Here is a 15,520-nt window from a genome sequence, read left to right on the forward strand (position 1 = left end):
TAACACTTAGAAATTAAAAACTAGTTCAAAATCAATAGAATGTGTGTATTCGATACATTCAATAAATTCTTGGAAACAGTTCTACACCAGTTACACAAATCTATATACACCTATCTCATTAAAAATAAAAAGAAAGCTGCAGTTCTTTTAATCCTGTATCAACGATTCATTCTGAAATCGAATAGGAGACATTTCCCAAGTCTACAATTCACTTCATCTCAAATTAATTTTTGTAATTCACCCTTAGTTTATAGATTTTATACTCAACAAAAGTATAAAGCATACAAAACTTCACTTTGAACCAGTATTTATACTATATTCCGTATTAAAAATTCTATTATTGGTTTTGTAAAAAACTGTCTTCAAATATCCTGAAATATAGCAAAAAGAGATTGGGTAAAAACTCATTGTCTCTGCTCACTCAAGGACTAGGTTCACTTGAGCAAACTGAATCCGCACTGTCGTTCCTGTACCTACCTCAGACTCGATACGAATCTGGTGCCCCAGTTCTTCAGAAATTTTCTTAGATAGGTAAAGTCCAAGTCCAGATGACTGCTGGGTTAGGCGGCCATTATATCCTGAAAATCCACGTTCAAAGACTCGGAGGACATCACTATTTTTTATTCCGATTCCTGTATCTTTGATACAGAGCTCTTGCCCTTCCATATAAATCTCCAGACCACCTTCCTTGGTGTACTTGAGACTGTTTGAGATGATTTGTTCAATGACCACTAGTAGCCACTTTTTATCCGTCACGATTTCTTTATCAAGGTCATGTAGATTGACATTTAGTCCTTTTTGAATAAAGAAAAGAGCATATTTACGAATTATCTCCTTAACCAAGTCCTCGATTTGAACCTGCTTTAAGACCAAATCATCATGGAAACTTTCTAAACGCAGGTACTGTAAGACTAGGTTGGTATAGGAGTCTATCTTGAAAATTTCCTGTTCTAATTGCTGCTTCAGTTGGCGGTCAGCTACTTCTGCCACTAAGAGTTGACTAGCTGCAATAGGGGTCTTAATCTGATGGACCCACAAGGTATAGTAATCCAGCAAATCCGTCAGTTTTCTTTCTGCATCTGACCTTTGCTGATAGAGTTCCATCTCACGCGCTTCTAATTTCTCAGCCAAAACTCTTTCCAAAGGAGACTTGGCTTCCCTCTCCCCATAGAGAATTTCCTGACGATATACCTGCATTTCTACCAATATGTCCCAAGTGAAAAATAAGATGGTTACAAAGCAACATAGCAGGAAAAAGTAGAGAAAGTAAATTCCCAAACTGGCAAATAAAAACTGAAAGAGTAAGAGCAGAGACGTCAAAGAAATCAGATAGACAAACAGACGACTACGGGAACGCAGATAGGCTAGAAAAAATTGTTTCCAATCAAGCATGCTTCAGTCCGTACCCTATCCCTTTCTTGGTCTCGATAAATCCTACCAAGCCCTGCTCTTCCAACTTTTTACGCAAACGAGCCACATTAACTGAGAGGGTATTATCATCGATAAAAAAGTCACTATTCCAGAGCTCCCGCATCAGGTCGTCACGTGCCACAATATTACCTGCATGCTCAAATAAAACTCGTAAAATCTGAAATTCATTCTTGGTTAGGCTGATAGCTTTGCCATTGACATGCACATCCATAGACTTGGTATTGAGAATAACTCCAGCATACTCAAGGAGACTTTCATCCCGTCCAAACTCATAGGAACGACGCAATAATCCTTGTACCTTAGCTAAAAGGACCTGCTGGTCAAAAGGCTTGGTCACAAAATCGTCTGCTCCCATATTAATAGCCATCACGATGTCCATAGCCTGGTCTCTTGAAGACAGAAACATAATAGGAACTTTAGAAATCTTGCGAATTTCCTGACACCAGTGATAACCATTAAAGAGAGGCAAGCCGATATCCATGAGAACCAGATGAGGCTCAGACTGAACAAATAGTGTTAGAACTTCCATGAAGTCTTCTACCATGACTACCTCAAATCCCCATTCAGAGAGCATTTTCCCAACTTGTTGACGGATAACCTGATCATCTTCTACTAATAAAATCTTGTGCATCTGATTCTCCTTTGCTAATTTTAGGAGTCTTAAATCCTTTAGTATAAATAGAGGGCTTAGTATCTAATACTTTTTTGACATTTCCTTGTCACAACAGCTCAAAAACAGATAGTGAATAACCCCATTGATATCATACCTTATTTTTAGACATAGTGCCAGCACTACCCTTTTATTTTTAATTTTTTCAACCTTCATTTCAGTTCTTTTATCCATCCCCTTAACCAAAATTTATATCTATTCTTCCAAACCTTGAGTGTAGTTAAAACGACACTCTATACTCTTCTAACATTGAAACGCTCCTTATCGAGTGGTATCCGTAAAAAGTTCTAGCTTTCAGATTGACAATCTGAAAAAGATTTGTTAAGATATGAATGAACAATATTTAATATTCATTCAGAAAAGAGGTGAATCAAATTGGACAAAAAACAGACTTTGAAATCCGCAGCTTATGAAGTTTTTTCAAAAAAAGGATACAAGGCGACAGGAATTTCAGAAATTGCTAGACAAGCTCATATGGCAGTCGGATCTTTTTATAACTATTACGAAAGTAAAGAAGCTATTTTTTTAGATATCTATATTGATGAAAACAGCCGTGTTCGCCAAACTATGATCGAAGAACTGGATTGGGAAATTGATATGATTGATCTTATTAGTCAACTCTTTGCTCAATCCAGAGCACTCGTTTCTTCCAATAAAATCCTTGCAGAATGGTACAATCCTGCCATAGCAGATGAGTTGCATAGCTACTATTCCTCAGAAGAAGGGAAAGTCACGAATCCATTTCATCAATTTCTCGTGAAAACCTTTACTCATCGTTTGCAGGCTGAAGGCCATTCTCCAGAAAAAATTCAAGATATTGTACAAGTTTACAACCTATTTTACTACATGGATATGCATATCACAGAAAATGATTTTCCAGATATTAGCAAAACTGTAGAAATACTAGCAACCAACTTCATTAAAGGAATACTGAAATAAAGAAATCTTTTCTTTATTTTTTGGAAATTATTGAATGAAAAAAAAATATTATTCATTCACAGAAAATTACTACACTATAGGAGTTAAAAATGAAACGAGGGAAAAAAATGTTCATAATTATTCTAACTACACTTGGAGTGCTCGGCTTTATATCTTGGGGAATCATTACCTATCTTGGACGAAGTCAAACTTTATCGATAAAATCCATTGAAAATCCCAGCGGAGATTTGTATTTAGTTCACATCACAAAACCAAAAAATCAAATATGGAAAGCTGGCTCCTATGCTCAGTTTAAGCTTCCTGACAGTTCGTTTAGTCTAGACAAAAGTCCAGTAAAGGAGAATCAGGCTAGCCGATGGCTAACCCTTGCTTCCACTCCTGATGAGGATGAAATTCTTATTGTAACCCATAATAGTGGTAGCGTGTTTAAGGAAACCTTAACACATTTACCAGCTGGTAGTAAAATTGAGATGAGTTGGCTGGAGTCATCTTTATCTGTTAAAGACAATGACCAAGCACTGGTTTGTTTTGCCTCTGATGTCGGTATTTCTACTCTACGTCCAGTTGTGAAAGAGTGGGCTGGTAAGCGCTCCATCATTCTTAATCATTTAGACAAAGGAGTAAACATTTTTGATAATGAGTTAAGAGAGCTTAGTAAGAATAATCCGAATCTAACTTATAAAACTAGCGAAACCTTTTCTCAAAGCCAAGCATTTTTAAAAAATGCGGTTATGAAATACGGTAACCAAGCTATTTATCTCTTAACCGGCCAACCTGATGATATAAATGAGATGAAAAATTTCTTAAAAGAGAATGGGATTGACGACAAACAGATACAAACAAGTATGTTTAGAGGTTTGAAATAAAAGCCAACTGTCTTCTATGTGTCTGAATCATACCATTATAGGTCGGTATGTAGAGAGCTCGTACAAACCAACTAGTAAATTCTATGTGATTGTGATAAGATAAATACAAAGAAAGGAGTTCTTATGCCCAATATTTTTGGCTATCTGAAAGATGTCGCACACGATTCCTTTTACGACCTACCTTTGAATGAATTAGATGTTTTAGCCTTAACAGAAACAACCTACCTCTCCTTTGATAATCTGGTCTCCACAAATCCTCAGCGACTTTTAGACCTGGCACCTCAGGTTCCAAGGGAGCCTAACATGTTGACTAGTAAAAATCGCCTCCAGCTATTAGATGAACTAGCTCAACACAAACGATTCAAAAATTGCAAACTCTCCCATTTTGTCAACGACATCGACCCTGAGCTGCAAAAGCAATTTGCAGCTATGACCTACCGCCTCACTCTCGATACCTATCTGATTGTCTTTCGTGGGACTGATGACAGCATCATTGGCTGGAAGGAAGATTTCCACCTGACCTATATGAAGGAAATTCCTGCTCAAAAGCACGCCCTCCGCTATTTAAAGAACTTTTTTGCCCACCATCCTAAGCAAAAGGTCATTCTGTCCGGGCATTCCAAGGGAGGAAATCTAGCCATCTATGCTGCTAGTCAAATTGAGCAAAGCTTGCAAAATCAAATCACAGCAGTTTATACCTTTGATGCGCCTGGTCTCCATAAAGAACTGACACAAACTGAGGGATATCAAAGGATAATGGATAGAATCAAGGTCTTTATCCCACAAGGGTCCATTATCGGTATGATGATGGAAATCCCTAACCACCAAATCATCGTGCACAGTACTGCCTTAGGTGGTATCGCCCAACACGATACCTTTAGTTGGCAGATTGAGGACAAACACTTCGTCCAACTGGATAAAATCAACAGTGATAGTCAACAAGTCGACACAACCTTCAAGGAATGGGTGGCCACAGTCCCTGACGAGGAACTCCAGCTCTACTTCGATCTCTTCTTTGGCACTATTCTTGATTCTGGTATCACCTCTATCAATGACCTGTCTTCCTTCAAGGCTATCGAACACATTCATCATCTCTTTGTTCAAGCGCAATCCCTCACTCCAGAAGAAAGGGAAACCATGGGACGCCTCACCCAGTTATTAATTGATACCCGTTACCAAGCCTGGAAAAATAGATAGTAGCTTTCAAAAATCAAATGTATATAAAACAAAAGACCTAGAACACAGACTTTCATGTGCATTCTAAGTCTTTTTTAATAAAATCTAACTACCAAATAACCCCTTTATAGGCTAACAAAATGATAACTAACAGCAGAACATACAAGGCAAGGAAGAGCCATTTCATCTTGACACAGAGCGCTACGTACTCCCGAATAAAAGCAGATGGTATGTAGTAGCCTGCCGTCCTACATCCGAGGCCATCTCCCTTCATATTTAACTTACGCGCATAGGTACTGGTACGAAAAACATGATAGTCATTTGTAACAAAGAGGAATTGAGGTTTGGCTACCAGTTCCTCACCAAGTTCCTTAGAAAAGAGAAGGTTCTCGTAGGTAGTCCTTGATTGATCTTCCAGAATAATCGCATCTTGGGGAACATCTGTCTCTTCAAGAAGATAGTTTGTAATGGCCTGCGCTTCAGAAATCTTCTCATCTCCTCCTTGACCACCACTGGCAATGATTTTGATATGAGGATTCTTAGACTTGTGATAAGCTTCCACTGCCTTATCAATTCTCCTCTTCAGCAAAGGTGTTACCTTTTCTCCTTCTAACAAACCTGCACCATGAATGATGATAAAATCATAATGCTTCTTCTTGGGAATAAAGAGATACAAGATAGAGTACAACATAAAACCCACAAAAGCAAAACCAAAAATAAAGTAAGAATAAGCAATAAATGCAAATAAAATGTTTAGAAAGTGATTGGTGTAAAATAATTCATTTCTATCACCCAATCGAAATGACATCAAGGCAAAAAATAGCAAAATGACTATTCCAAGGAGCATGGAGAGATAATTAGCCTTTGAACGTCCCTCTCGCTTCAGCAGGATAAGGCCATTATAGATTAGAAAGATGCCACTTAGAAAAAGCAAAAAAGGAAGTAAAATAAAGGGAAATATAAAAAAAGCGAAATGAATCTTCTCATACCCATTTTGATAAAAAAGGTAGCCTAGATAAAAATAACTGGAAATGAGGGATAATAAGAATAATACTGGATTCCACAAACTTCTATTATCCTTCCAAAATGACACTATAAAGGCTAATACAATTCCTATAACGAGATACATTTCTTCCTCCTTTAATGATTCTATTTTATCACAATTTTACATAGAGAAAAAGAGGGCATCTATCCCTCTCACTCCTTCATCTGACTCTCTGCATCGGCCACGACCTGTTCTAGACTGGTCTGACCAAGTTCAGCCTCCATAGCCAGCTGGATTCTCTCCAATTTTTGATCCAAAACATCATGAATATGGGCTCCAACTGGACAATTTGGATTCGGATTGTCATGGAAACTGAAGAGTTGACCTGTCTTACCAAGACACTCAACCGCCTGATAAACATCTAATAGACTAATGTCTTTGAGATCCTTAACAATCTCTGTTCCACCCGTTCCGCGCGCTACTGAAATCAGCTCTGCCTTCTTCAACTGGGACAAGGTCTTTCTGATAATAACAGGATTGACCCCGACACTAGCAGCCAGAAAATCACTGGTCACCTTGTTTTCCTGCCCCTTGAGAGCGATAATTATCAGCATATGAGTCGCAATGGTAAATCTACTTGGAATTTGCATCCTCTTCTCCTTTTTACGAGGCTACCCTGCCTCTACTCTTCTTTTTCTATTATTATACCCTTTTTAGTTGTAATGTCAATCATTACCACCTTTTAACCAGGCATCTAATTCCCTATCATAGCCCTCTTTCTGGGCCAGTTCTCTCAAAAATTCCTGATGATGAGTATGGTGGATACCATTGACCAGACTTTCATAATAAACCTCAAAATAGGGAAGTTTAAGATCTTTAGCCAACTGCAATTCAGCTGCCACATCGTAGTCTACCCGTCGGAAGTCCATATCTACCAGGCCCTTGTCATCAAACTCCAAAATCATATACTGGGCACGCAAGTCCTTCCGCAACTGGGCATCTAGAAAGAAAGGCTGGCCAATTGAACCCGGATTGACAATCAATTGCCCACCAGTCCCGTAACGAAGCAACTGCTGGTGAATATGACCATAAACAGCAATATCACAAGGCGGATTGGTCACCAAGCGGTCAAAATCCTCTTGCGCTCCAGTATGAATCAACTCTCTCCCCCAGTTCTTATCAGGAAGATGGTGGCTAATTCCTACCGTCAAAGTCCCAAACTGACGATGAATCCGGAGTGGTTGACTGTGGAGCAGTTCAATTTCTTCTATGGAAATTTCCTCTAAAACATACTGGCACTGGCGCAAGAGATAGCGTTGACTGGGACGAGTACTATCCAATTCCTTACGGACACCATGCCAAAGACTGTCTTCCCAGTTTCCCAAAACTCTAGCCGTAATCGGTAGTTGAGCCAACAAGTCCAAAATCCTTCTACGCCCTGTCCCTGGCATGAGAATGTCTCCCAAAAGCCAGTATTCATCCACTCCTAGCTCCCGAGCATCTGCCAAAACTGCCTCTAAAGCAGTGGTATTGCCATGAATATCTGAAAGAAGAGCTATTTTCGTCATATCCATCTCCTCGTTTTTTCTCTTGCAATAAGTATAACATAAAAAGTCACAGCTAGAGAAATCTAGCTTTTTTTGATATACTAGATAAAGATATTAGACAAGAGGAAACGAATGACCCCGAATAAAGAAGATTATCTAAAGTGTATTTATGAAATTGGCATAGATTTGCATAAAATTACCAACAAGGAAATTGCTGCCCGCATGCAAGTCTCTCCCCCTGCTGTAACTGAAATGATTAAACGGATGAAGAGCGAAAACCTCATCCTCAAGGACAAGGAATGTGGCTATCTACTGACTGACCTCGGCCTCAAATTGGTCTCTGAGCTCTACCGTAAGCACCGCTTGATTGAAGTTTTTCTAGTTCATCATTTAGACTATACGAGTGACCAGATTCATGAGGAAGCTGAGGTCTTGGAACATACTGTCTCTGAGCTATTCGTGGAGAGACTAGAAAAATTGCTAGGTTTCCCTAAAACCTGCCCCCACGGAGGAACCATTCCTGCCAAGGGAGAACTCCTAGTTGAAATCAATAATCTCCCACTAGCTGATATCAAGGAAGCTGGCGCCTACCGCCTGACTCGAGTGCATGATAGTTTTGACATTCTCAATTATCTGGACAAGCACTCACTTCACATCGGTGATTCGCTCCAAGTCCAGCAGTTTGATGGCTTCAGCAATACCTTCACCATCCTCAGTAAAAACGAGGATTTACAAGTAAGTATGGACATTGCCAAACAACTCTATGTCGAAAAAATCGACTAATTTCTCAAGTACCCTACCAACCCTGAAAGTTTTATTTTCAGGGTTTTATTTCTATCATTTGATTTTACTTTCATTTAGTTGTAGAATGTTTGTAAAAAACAAGAAAGATAGTTTAACCTATGAAAAAATCACTAAAAATTTTTGCTACATCCAAATGGTTTGACCTATTTGGAGTTGCTCTGGTGGTTGGGATTGCAATTGCATCTGGTTACCTCAACTCCCGTCTCGACAAATTCGTAGACTGGGGCCCATGGACAGCTCTTGTTCCCTTTGGATTGATTTCCGTAACCAATGTTGGGATTTCCATGTTGTCCACTCGTTTCACCGGAAAATTAAGCAAGTGGGGAAATTACTTTGGTATTGTTAATACCATTTTGTCCGGTGCTATTGATTATATCCTTGGAAATAAAGCGGCCATTATCACCTATCCCGTCACCTTCCTCATTTATACCTTTGCTATTAAGAAATGGGAAGCTTCGCAAGAAGGCAGACCCAACCAAATGAGCCAAAAACATCTAAAATTGGCGGCCATCATCATTTCCATCATCGCCTTCCTCTTTGCCTTTGTGACCAACTATATCGGCTATGGAGGAAAGATGAATCTCCTTGCCTACGTAACAACTATTGCCTTTGCACTGTCCCTCATTGCCAATGCTTTTAACGCATTGAAACTAACAACTCAGTGGGGCTTTTGGTTGATTTACAATTTCGTTCAGCTGACAAAGGCTGGCATTCAAGGAAACTTTGCCAATATCGGAAAATACATCTTTTATATCCTCAATGCAATCGGAGCTTTATTTGTATGGAATGATGAAGAAGTAAAACAATAAGAGGAAACTCAAATAAAGAAATCGAATAGAATCTCCTTACTAAAATTTTTTATCATTTTAGTTGAATCTCCTATTCGTTTGGAGTAAAATGAAGCTAGATAAAAGAGGGAGGTCATCTTATGAAAAATCTCTTTAGAATCCATTTTACAGCAATTGCAGTTATCGATTTGCTACTATTTGCATTTTTTAGCACTAGACCCGAGACCGCTTTAGAATGGCTCTTGCTCTCTGGCTTTATTTTCATCCTTGCTCAGGGACTCCTGCTATTTCGTTTGCTTGTCCGACTCAAACATCAATTCGCTGAGATTTATCCTCAAATCAGTAAAAAGATTCGCTTCTACTATTTAGGGGTGCTCACCATTGATTTTCTATTATTTATCCTCTTCGCCTTCATTAGTTCTCAGCGATTTTACACTCTTATGCCAATCGTCACTGCTTGTCATTCTACTTTATATTATAGGACAACTGACTACCTAAGAGAGAACTATCCAGACTTTTATGATAAACACATCTCTTTGTGGGAGTGTCTCTAAGGAAAAGGAGGTTTTAGCATGAAAAAAATCATCTTCATCAAAACCACTCAACTCCTTGTCATTGATGGAATCATGCTGGCATTTTTGACATTTAAAGAGGGGCTTACTTGGGATTGGATTTTGATTTACAGTCATTGGCTCATTTTCTTTCATCCTGTACTATTGACCTATCTTTCCAACCAACTTTGTGACCACTTTAGTCAACTCTATTCCCAGATTAGACCAAGATTCTGGTGTTTTGCCTTACAAATCCTCCTATGGGATATCCTGATAATTCTCTCTTTGATATTTTTAAGGGGTATCCCACTTTTCCTTCAGGTAACTCTCCTCATCCTAGGACATCTCGTCCCTTCCTATCGCACCTGCCAAAGCTTGAAAAGAGACTTCCCCAAAGCCTATCAAGAACCCATTTCATTTTGGAATATTTTATGATAGATGAGAAAAACCAAGCCGGCTGGGCTTGGTCTTTCTTATCTATTTTTCGTATCAAGGATAATGGTAACTGGTCCGTCATTGACCAGCTCAACCTGCATATCCGCTCCAAAGATACCTGTCTGAACGGGCACTTCTTGCTCTAATTTTTGATTGAATGCATCATAGAAGTCTGATGCCATATCAGGCTTGGCTGCGCCTGTAAAGGCTGGACGATTGCCTTTCTTGGTGTCCGTAAAGAGGGTAAACTGAGAAATAGAGAGGATTTCTCCTTCAATATCTTTGACAGACAGGTTCATCTTGCCTTCTGCGTCTGAAAAAATACGCATGTTGACCAGTTTTCTCACAGCATAGTCCAAATCTTCCTCGTGGTCCTCTGGTCCAACACCCACCAGTAATAAGAGCCCCTGATTGATTTTCCCCTGCACCTGACCTTCGATACTGACTTGGGCTTTTTTAACCCGCTGGATAATGATTTTCATAATAGCCTTTCTAGTAATAACTAGGACAATTAGCCGTTGGTCCGTTTGACAGAATAGACTTCTGGCACACTCTTAATCTTGTCCACAACCGTGGTCAATGTAGAGAGGTTGGCAATACCGAAGGACACATGGATATTGGCAAATTTCATATCCTTGGTTGGTTGGGCGTTGACTGTTGAGATATTCTTGGTTGTGTTTGAGAGAACTTGTAGTACATCGTTCAACAATCCTGTACGGTTGAGGCCGTAGATGTCGATATGGGCCATATACTCCTTATTTGAGCTAGAGTACTGGTCTTCCCACTCCACATCAAGGAGACGTTGCTCGTAGTTTTCTTGGGCGCGCAGGTTCATACAGTCCACACGGTGAATGGCTACACCACGACCCTTGGTGATATAACCGACAATATCGTCACCAGGAACGGGATTACAGCACTTGGCAATACGAACTAGGAGTCCAGAAGCACCTTCAATGACCACACCACCCTCATGCTTGACCTTGAGGGTTTCTTTATTTTCAACCTTGATCTCGCCACCTTTGACAAGCTCCTCTGCCTCAGCCTTGGCCTTAGCACGCTCTTCCTCACGGCGTTCCTTTTCAGTCAGACGGTTAAAGACGGTAATCGCACCGATTTCGCCAAAACCAATAGCCGCAAAAAGGGATTCTTCTGTCTTGTAGCTGGTCTTTTGCAGAACTTGGTCCATGTGGCGCTTGTCCATGAATTTATTGGCCACATAGCCATTTTCTTGGAACTGGGCCATCAGCATTTCACGGCCCTTGTTAACAGACAATTCCTTGTCTTGATTTTTAAAGAACTGACGAATCTTGTTACGCGCCTTGCTGGTCTTGACCATATTGAGCCAGTCACGGCTCGGTCCAAAGGAGTTCGGGTTGGTGACAATTTCAACCTGATCCCCTGTCTTGAGCTTGGTTGTCAGCGGAACCATACGGCCATTGACCTTAGCACCCGTCGCTTTTTCACCGACTTTAGTATGGATTTCGTAGGCAAAGTCAATCGGTCCTGAATCTTTTGGAAGAGAACGGACAGCACCATCTGGAGTAAAGACATAAATCTCCTCAGCCAGATAGTTTTCCTTGACTGAATCCACAAATTCCTTGGCATCATCAGCCTGATCTTGGAGCTCCATCATCTCCTTGATCCAGTTCATTCCAATAGCTGATTCCTTGCTGTTAACCTGCCCCTTAATGCCTTTCTTATAAGCCCAGTGGGCCGCAACCCCGTACTCAGCCACTTCGTGCATTTCCTTGGTTCGAATCTGAAATTCAATCGGCCCTTTTGGCCCATAAACAGTCGTATGGATAGACTGGTAACCATTGGCCTTGCGGTTAGCGATATAATCTTTAAAGCGACCAGGCATCGGTTTCCAAAGTTCATGCACATAACCAAGCATGGCGTAAACATCACTTTGAGTATCTAAAATACAACGAATGGCAATCAGGTCATAGATCTCCTCAAACCGTTTTCTCTTATCCTGCATTTTGCGGAAAATCGAGTAAATATGCTTGGGACGACCGTAAATCTTCCCTTTTAGGTGACGATCCGTCGTATATTCCTCTAATTTTGTGACTACCTCATCCACCAAGGCTTCACGCTCTCTGCGTTTTTCCTTCATCATATGGGTAATCTTGTAAAACTCCGTCGGATTGAGATAACGGAAAGACAGGTCTTCCAATTCCCATTTGACACTGGAAATCCCCAGACGGTGGGCAAGCGGGGCATAGATTTCCATAGTTTCTTTGGAAATACGTTCCTGCTTATCTTTTCGAAGATGTTTCAGGGTCCGCATATTGTGCAAGCGGTCAGACAGTTTGACCAAGATAACTCGAATGTCTTCAGACATGGCCATGAGCATCTTACGATGATTTTCTGCCAACTGCTCTTCGTGAGACTTATACTTGACTTTACCAAGCTTGGTAACCCCATCGACAATCACACGCACATCAGGACCAAACTCTCTTTCCAAATCGTCCAAGGTCGCATCTGTATCTTCTACCACATCATGCAAGAAACCACAAGCTACCGTTACAGCATCCAGCTTGAGCTTGGCTAAAATACCTGCCACTTGGATAGGGTGAATGATATAAGGCTCGCCTGATTTGCGGTATTGACCACTATGGCAATCCACCGCATAAACCAAGGCCTTATGGACAAAATGGACATCCTCTTCCGTTAAATATTCTTTAGTTAAAGCGACAACTTCTTCGCCTGTTAAATTCACTTCTTTCGGCATTTCTACTCTCCAATTCTTCCTACCATTTTATCACTTTTTTAAGAATATGAAAACTAGAAAAAGAGAATGCCACCTAAAAGAAAAACCAGTTACCCATCTAAGACAGGCAACTAGTCTTCTTCTTATATTTTCAATAGATATTAACTAATTTTTTCCAATGCAAATTTATAAAGAGACTTTAACTTCTAGTATCATTTTCAACAGATTTTAAAAACTTACTTGCTAAGTATGCAAAAAGAATTGAAAATGCAATCAGAATTATCCATCCAACTAGAAAATTAATTAGTACATCTTCAGTATGAGCGATTCTAGTTTGCAAACTTCCACTCCCCCCTTCTATTGAAACATTAGCCAATCCTAAAAGTCCATCATAGCCATATCTACTCACTGTAAGAAAAGAGAAAAATTTTAAAAAACCATCCAAAGAAAGATTACCTGAAAATAGGAATTGTAATAAAATCACAAAGGGCATGACGGTCATAGCCTGTTCTACATTCTTGACTAGCGACGAAACAAATAAGCCCAAGGTATCCGCAGAATAAATCATTAAAAATATGGTAAGAAAATAAGAAATAAAGCGCAAAATATCATTATCAAATGTAGTTGGAAACTCAGCAATCTTGCTACCATAGAATAAAAATAGGATGCTTGAAAAAATGACGGTTTGAATTAAGGAGATGATTCCTTGGAATAACATATGAGCAAACATATAAGATGATAAGTTCATCCCTCCTCGATACTCATGCTTAATAATATCCCTCTCACGACAAATCAAAGTAATAGAATTAAACATTCCAATCCAGATACAAGCACAAACAATAATAAATGAGGTTTCACCTATCCTATCTCCAAAACCTGCGCTACCAGAAACTATACAGGCAACTAAAGCGATTATTGCTGTACTGACTAATGCATACCATCCATTTGAATTTAAGAAATTGCGTTTAAATTTCCCTAAATAGATTAACACCTGTTCTTTATTCGATACGTAATTCATCTTAATCTCCTCTATAATCTTTATATTTTTTAATGTAGTCATCTGGAGTCGCTTCTACTTCAGATACCACAAGTTCCAATTGGTTTACATTGAAAAAACTCAAAGTCTCTTCTACAGAACCGTAAAAAGCTAATTTACCACAAGATTCTTCCTCACTTTTAGCCAGAACTAAGACCTTGTCAAACAACTCAGGCGTTCTATCAGGACTATGGGAAATAATAAAAACAATCTTATTATCATCAGCTATATTTCTAAGACTAGACATGATCGAACGAGCATTGCTACCATCTACACCTGAATCTGGTTCATCCAAGACAAATAAAACAGGATCTGCAATATACTCCGTTGCAATACTTAGTCTCTTCTTTTCCCCCCCACTAAGTTCTGATACTAAAGAATCTCTTTTCTTTGTCAATTTCACGGTCTCTAAAACCCTTGAAATTTTATCTTCCAATAGAGACTTGTCTTTTGTAAAATCCCTAACTAGTTTCATCTCAGCAGCATTTTTCAATGTCATATAGACACTATCTTTTTCACGGTGCAAACTAAACTGAGGAACATTTGCAATCATTCTTTTAACTTTATCGAATTGATTATAAATATTGATATTTCCTAACAAGATTTCAGCATCTGCTTTTTCAATTCCCATTATTGCATTGATGAGTGTTGTTTTTCCTGCACCAGATCCACCTAAAATGAGTACGATTTCCCCAGAAGACACTGAAAAATCAATATCCGAAAGCAACAACTTTTCTCCAGCCAAACGTTTTCGAATTGAAACAGATAAGCTTGTATCGTCTGAAATACTATTGATATTCTCAGCAATACTTTTCTCTTGCTCTTCAGTTAATTCATTTTGAAAAATTAATTGATTACCGTAGACAAGGAATAATCTGTGATGAATGGATACTAAATCATAGTTTTTTAAACGAATTTTATCCTGAGGAATGCTGTTATTTAAAATTACTTGATCATCATTTGGGATAAGATATAGAATTTCATCATCAAAGACTTCAAAACTATCACCAATTTTATCAGCTATTTGAAGAGTAATTTCTTCCTGCTGCCATTCAACATCCTTTTGATTCATGAGACTAAATATATAAATAGTCTCACCTTGTCTAAACGTGTCTCTATTCGTTAGATAGTGTTTTTTCCCCACTTCAATTTTTACATTATTAACATAGATATCTTCTAATTCACTTTGTAAGTAGTAACCAAGATAATCCTTTTGTATAGAACTATTTTGAAGACCATTTACAATTTCATCAAGTTCCTTTATTTCAACGCCATCTTTTGTAATTACAAAGGTAAAGAAGGACAAAGTATTATCTGAAACTTCCTCACCCTTATCAATTTTTTCAGAAATACTATCCTTTATTTTTTCGCTAACCTGCTTAAAGCTAGATGGCATTTTAAAATGCGGATTTTTTTCCTTTTTAGGATTGTAGTCACCCCTGCTGTCATCAAGATAGCGTAGTTCTACTTTTGGTTTTGAATTATCAACATATTCTCCACAAAAAGCACAAAATTTCCAACCTACTCCTATCTTTTTAGAACAACTTGGACAGACTATTTTTACAGTATAATCTTTCAT

The 15,520-nt window shown here is 38.9% G+C and carries 17 protein-coding genes; 8 read left to right on the forward strand and 9 right to left on the reverse strand.

Annotated features, from left to right (window positions below):
• Positions 1-417: 417 nt before the first annotated feature.
• Positions 418-1,392, reverse strand: coding sequence for a sensor histidine kinase (locus N8O43_RS02580; protein ID WP_261089326.1), 975 nt, complete (start codon positions 1,390-1,392; stop codon positions 418-420).
• Positions 1,385-2,062 (reverse strand): response regulator transcription factor, encoded by a 678-nt coding sequence (locus tag N8O43_RS02585; protein ID WP_261089328.1) that lies wholly within the window; start codon positions 2,060-2,062, stop codon positions 1,385-1,387. The genes N8O43_RS02580 and N8O43_RS02585 overlap by 8 nt, the downstream gene beginning before the upstream one ends.
• A 408-nt stretch (positions 2,063-2,470) precedes the next feature.
• Here N8O43_RS02585 and N8O43_RS02590 point away from each other — a divergent pair, with 408 nt between their 5' ends.
• The 3 genes from N8O43_RS02590 to N8O43_RS02600 all read left to right on the forward strand — a co-directional run bounded on the left by N8O43_RS02590 (position 2,471) and on the right by N8O43_RS02600 (position 5,103).
• Positions 2,471-3,040 (forward strand): TetR/AcrR family transcriptional regulator, encoded by a 570-nt coding sequence (locus N8O43_RS02590; protein WP_261089461.1) that lies wholly within the window; start codon positions 2,471-2,473, stop codon positions 3,038-3,040.
• Positions 3,041-3,129: 89 nt separating this feature from the next.
• Entirely contained in the window at positions 3,130-3,906 is a 777-nt protein-coding gene (locus tag N8O43_RS02595; RefSeq protein WP_033686828.1) for a ferredoxin reductase domain-containing protein, read from the forward strand.
• A 123-nt stretch (positions 3,907-4,029) separates the two neighbouring features.
• Positions 4,030-5,103: a DUF2974 domain-containing protein gene (locus N8O43_RS02600; RefSeq protein WP_261089331.1), complete on the forward strand. Its 1,074-nt coding sequence runs from the start codon at positions 4,030-4,032 to the stop codon at positions 5,101-5,103.
• Positions 5,104-5,191: 88 nt separating this feature from the next.
• On the opposite strand, the gene N8O43_RS02605 is transcribed toward N8O43_RS02600, so the two are convergent.
• The 3 genes from N8O43_RS02605 to N8O43_RS02615 all read right to left on the reverse strand — a co-directional run bounded on the left by N8O43_RS02605 (position 5,192) and on the right by N8O43_RS02615 (position 7,635).
• A complete protein-coding gene (locus tag N8O43_RS02605; RefSeq protein WP_261089333.1) occupies positions 5,192-6,211 on the reverse strand; it encodes a YdcF family protein in 1,020 nt (339 codons plus the stop codon).
• 68 nt (positions 6,212-6,279) lie between these two features.
• Entirely contained in the window at positions 6,280-6,717 is a 438-nt protein-coding gene (locus N8O43_RS02610) for an Rrf2 family transcriptional regulator (RefSeq protein WP_261089335.1), read from the reverse strand.
• A 75-nt stretch (positions 6,718-6,792) separates the two neighbouring features.
• Positions 6,793-7,635 carry a metallophosphoesterase family protein gene (locus N8O43_RS02615; protein WP_261089336.1) on the reverse strand — a complete coding sequence of 281 codons (843 nt, stop codon included), beginning with the start codon at positions 7,633-7,635 and terminating at the stop codon, positions 6,793-6,795.
• Between the two features lie 111 nt (positions 7,636-7,746).
• On the opposite strand from N8O43_RS02615, the gene N8O43_RS02620 reads away from it, so the two are divergent.
• The 5 genes from N8O43_RS02620 to N8O43_RS02635 all read left to right on the forward strand — a co-directional run bounded on the left by N8O43_RS02620 (position 7,747) and on the right by N8O43_RS02635 (position 10,192).
• Positions 7,747-8,397 (forward strand): metal-dependent transcriptional regulator, encoded by a 651-nt coding sequence (locus tag N8O43_RS02620; protein ID WP_261089337.1) that lies wholly within the window; start codon positions 7,747-7,749, stop codon positions 8,395-8,397.
• Complete coding sequence (locus N8O43_RS09670; protein WP_314726005.1) at positions 8,378-8,560, forward strand: hypothetical protein; 183 nt, start codon at positions 8,378-8,380, stop codon at positions 8,558-8,560. Before N8O43_RS02620 ends, N8O43_RS09670 begins: the two co-directional genes overlap by 20 nt.
• Positions 8,517-9,227: a nicotinamide mononucleotide transporter gene (locus tag N8O43_RS02625; protein WP_261089338.1), complete on the forward strand. Its 711-nt coding sequence runs from the start codon at positions 8,517-8,519 to the stop codon at positions 9,225-9,227. The genes N8O43_RS09670 and N8O43_RS02625 overlap by 44 nt, the downstream gene beginning before the upstream one ends.
• A 119-nt stretch (positions 9,228-9,346) precedes the next feature.
• Positions 9,347-9,760 carry a hypothetical protein gene (locus N8O43_RS02630; RefSeq protein WP_261089339.1) on the forward strand — a complete coding sequence of 138 codons (414 nt, stop codon included), beginning with the start codon at positions 9,347-9,349 and terminating at the stop codon, positions 9,758-9,760.
• An 18-nt stretch (positions 9,761-9,778) separates the two neighbouring features.
• The gene (locus N8O43_RS02635; RefSeq protein WP_261089340.1) at positions 9,779-10,192 is read left to right on the forward strand and encodes a hypothetical protein; all 414 of its coding nucleotides are present in this window, start codon (positions 9,779-9,781) and stop codon (positions 10,190-10,192) included.
• A gap of 38 nt (positions 10,193-10,230) precedes the next feature.
• Here the strand turns inward: N8O43_RS02635 and dtd are convergent, their stop codons facing one another.
• The 4 genes from dtd to N8O43_RS02655 form a co-directional block, all read right to left on the reverse strand.
• Positions 10,231-10,674: a D-aminoacyl-tRNA deacylase gene (dtd, locus tag N8O43_RS02640; protein ID WP_261089341.1), complete on the reverse strand. Its 444-nt coding sequence runs from the start codon at positions 10,672-10,674 to the stop codon at positions 10,231-10,233.
• Positions 10,675-10,703: 29 nt separating this feature from the next.
• Positions 10,704-12,926 (reverse strand): RelA/SpoT family protein, encoded by a 2,223-nt coding sequence (locus tag N8O43_RS02645; RefSeq protein WP_261089342.1) that lies wholly within the window; start codon positions 12,924-12,926, stop codon positions 10,704-10,706.
• A gap of 178 nt (positions 12,927-13,104) precedes the next feature.
• Positions 13,105-13,923, reverse strand: a complete 819-nt coding sequence (locus N8O43_RS02650; protein WP_261089343.1) for an ABC transporter permease — start codon at positions 13,921-13,923, stop codon at positions 13,105-13,107.
• A 1-nt stretch (position 13,924) separates the two neighbouring features.
• A complete protein-coding gene (locus N8O43_RS02655) occupies positions 13,925-15,520 on the reverse strand; it encodes an ATP-binding cassette domain-containing protein (RefSeq protein ID WP_261222815.1) in 1,596 nt (531 codons plus the stop codon).

The organism is Streptococcus mitis (assembly GCF_946190335.1).
GTDB lineage: Bacteria > Bacillota > Bacilli > Lactobacillales > Streptococcaceae > Streptococcus > Streptococcus mitis_CH.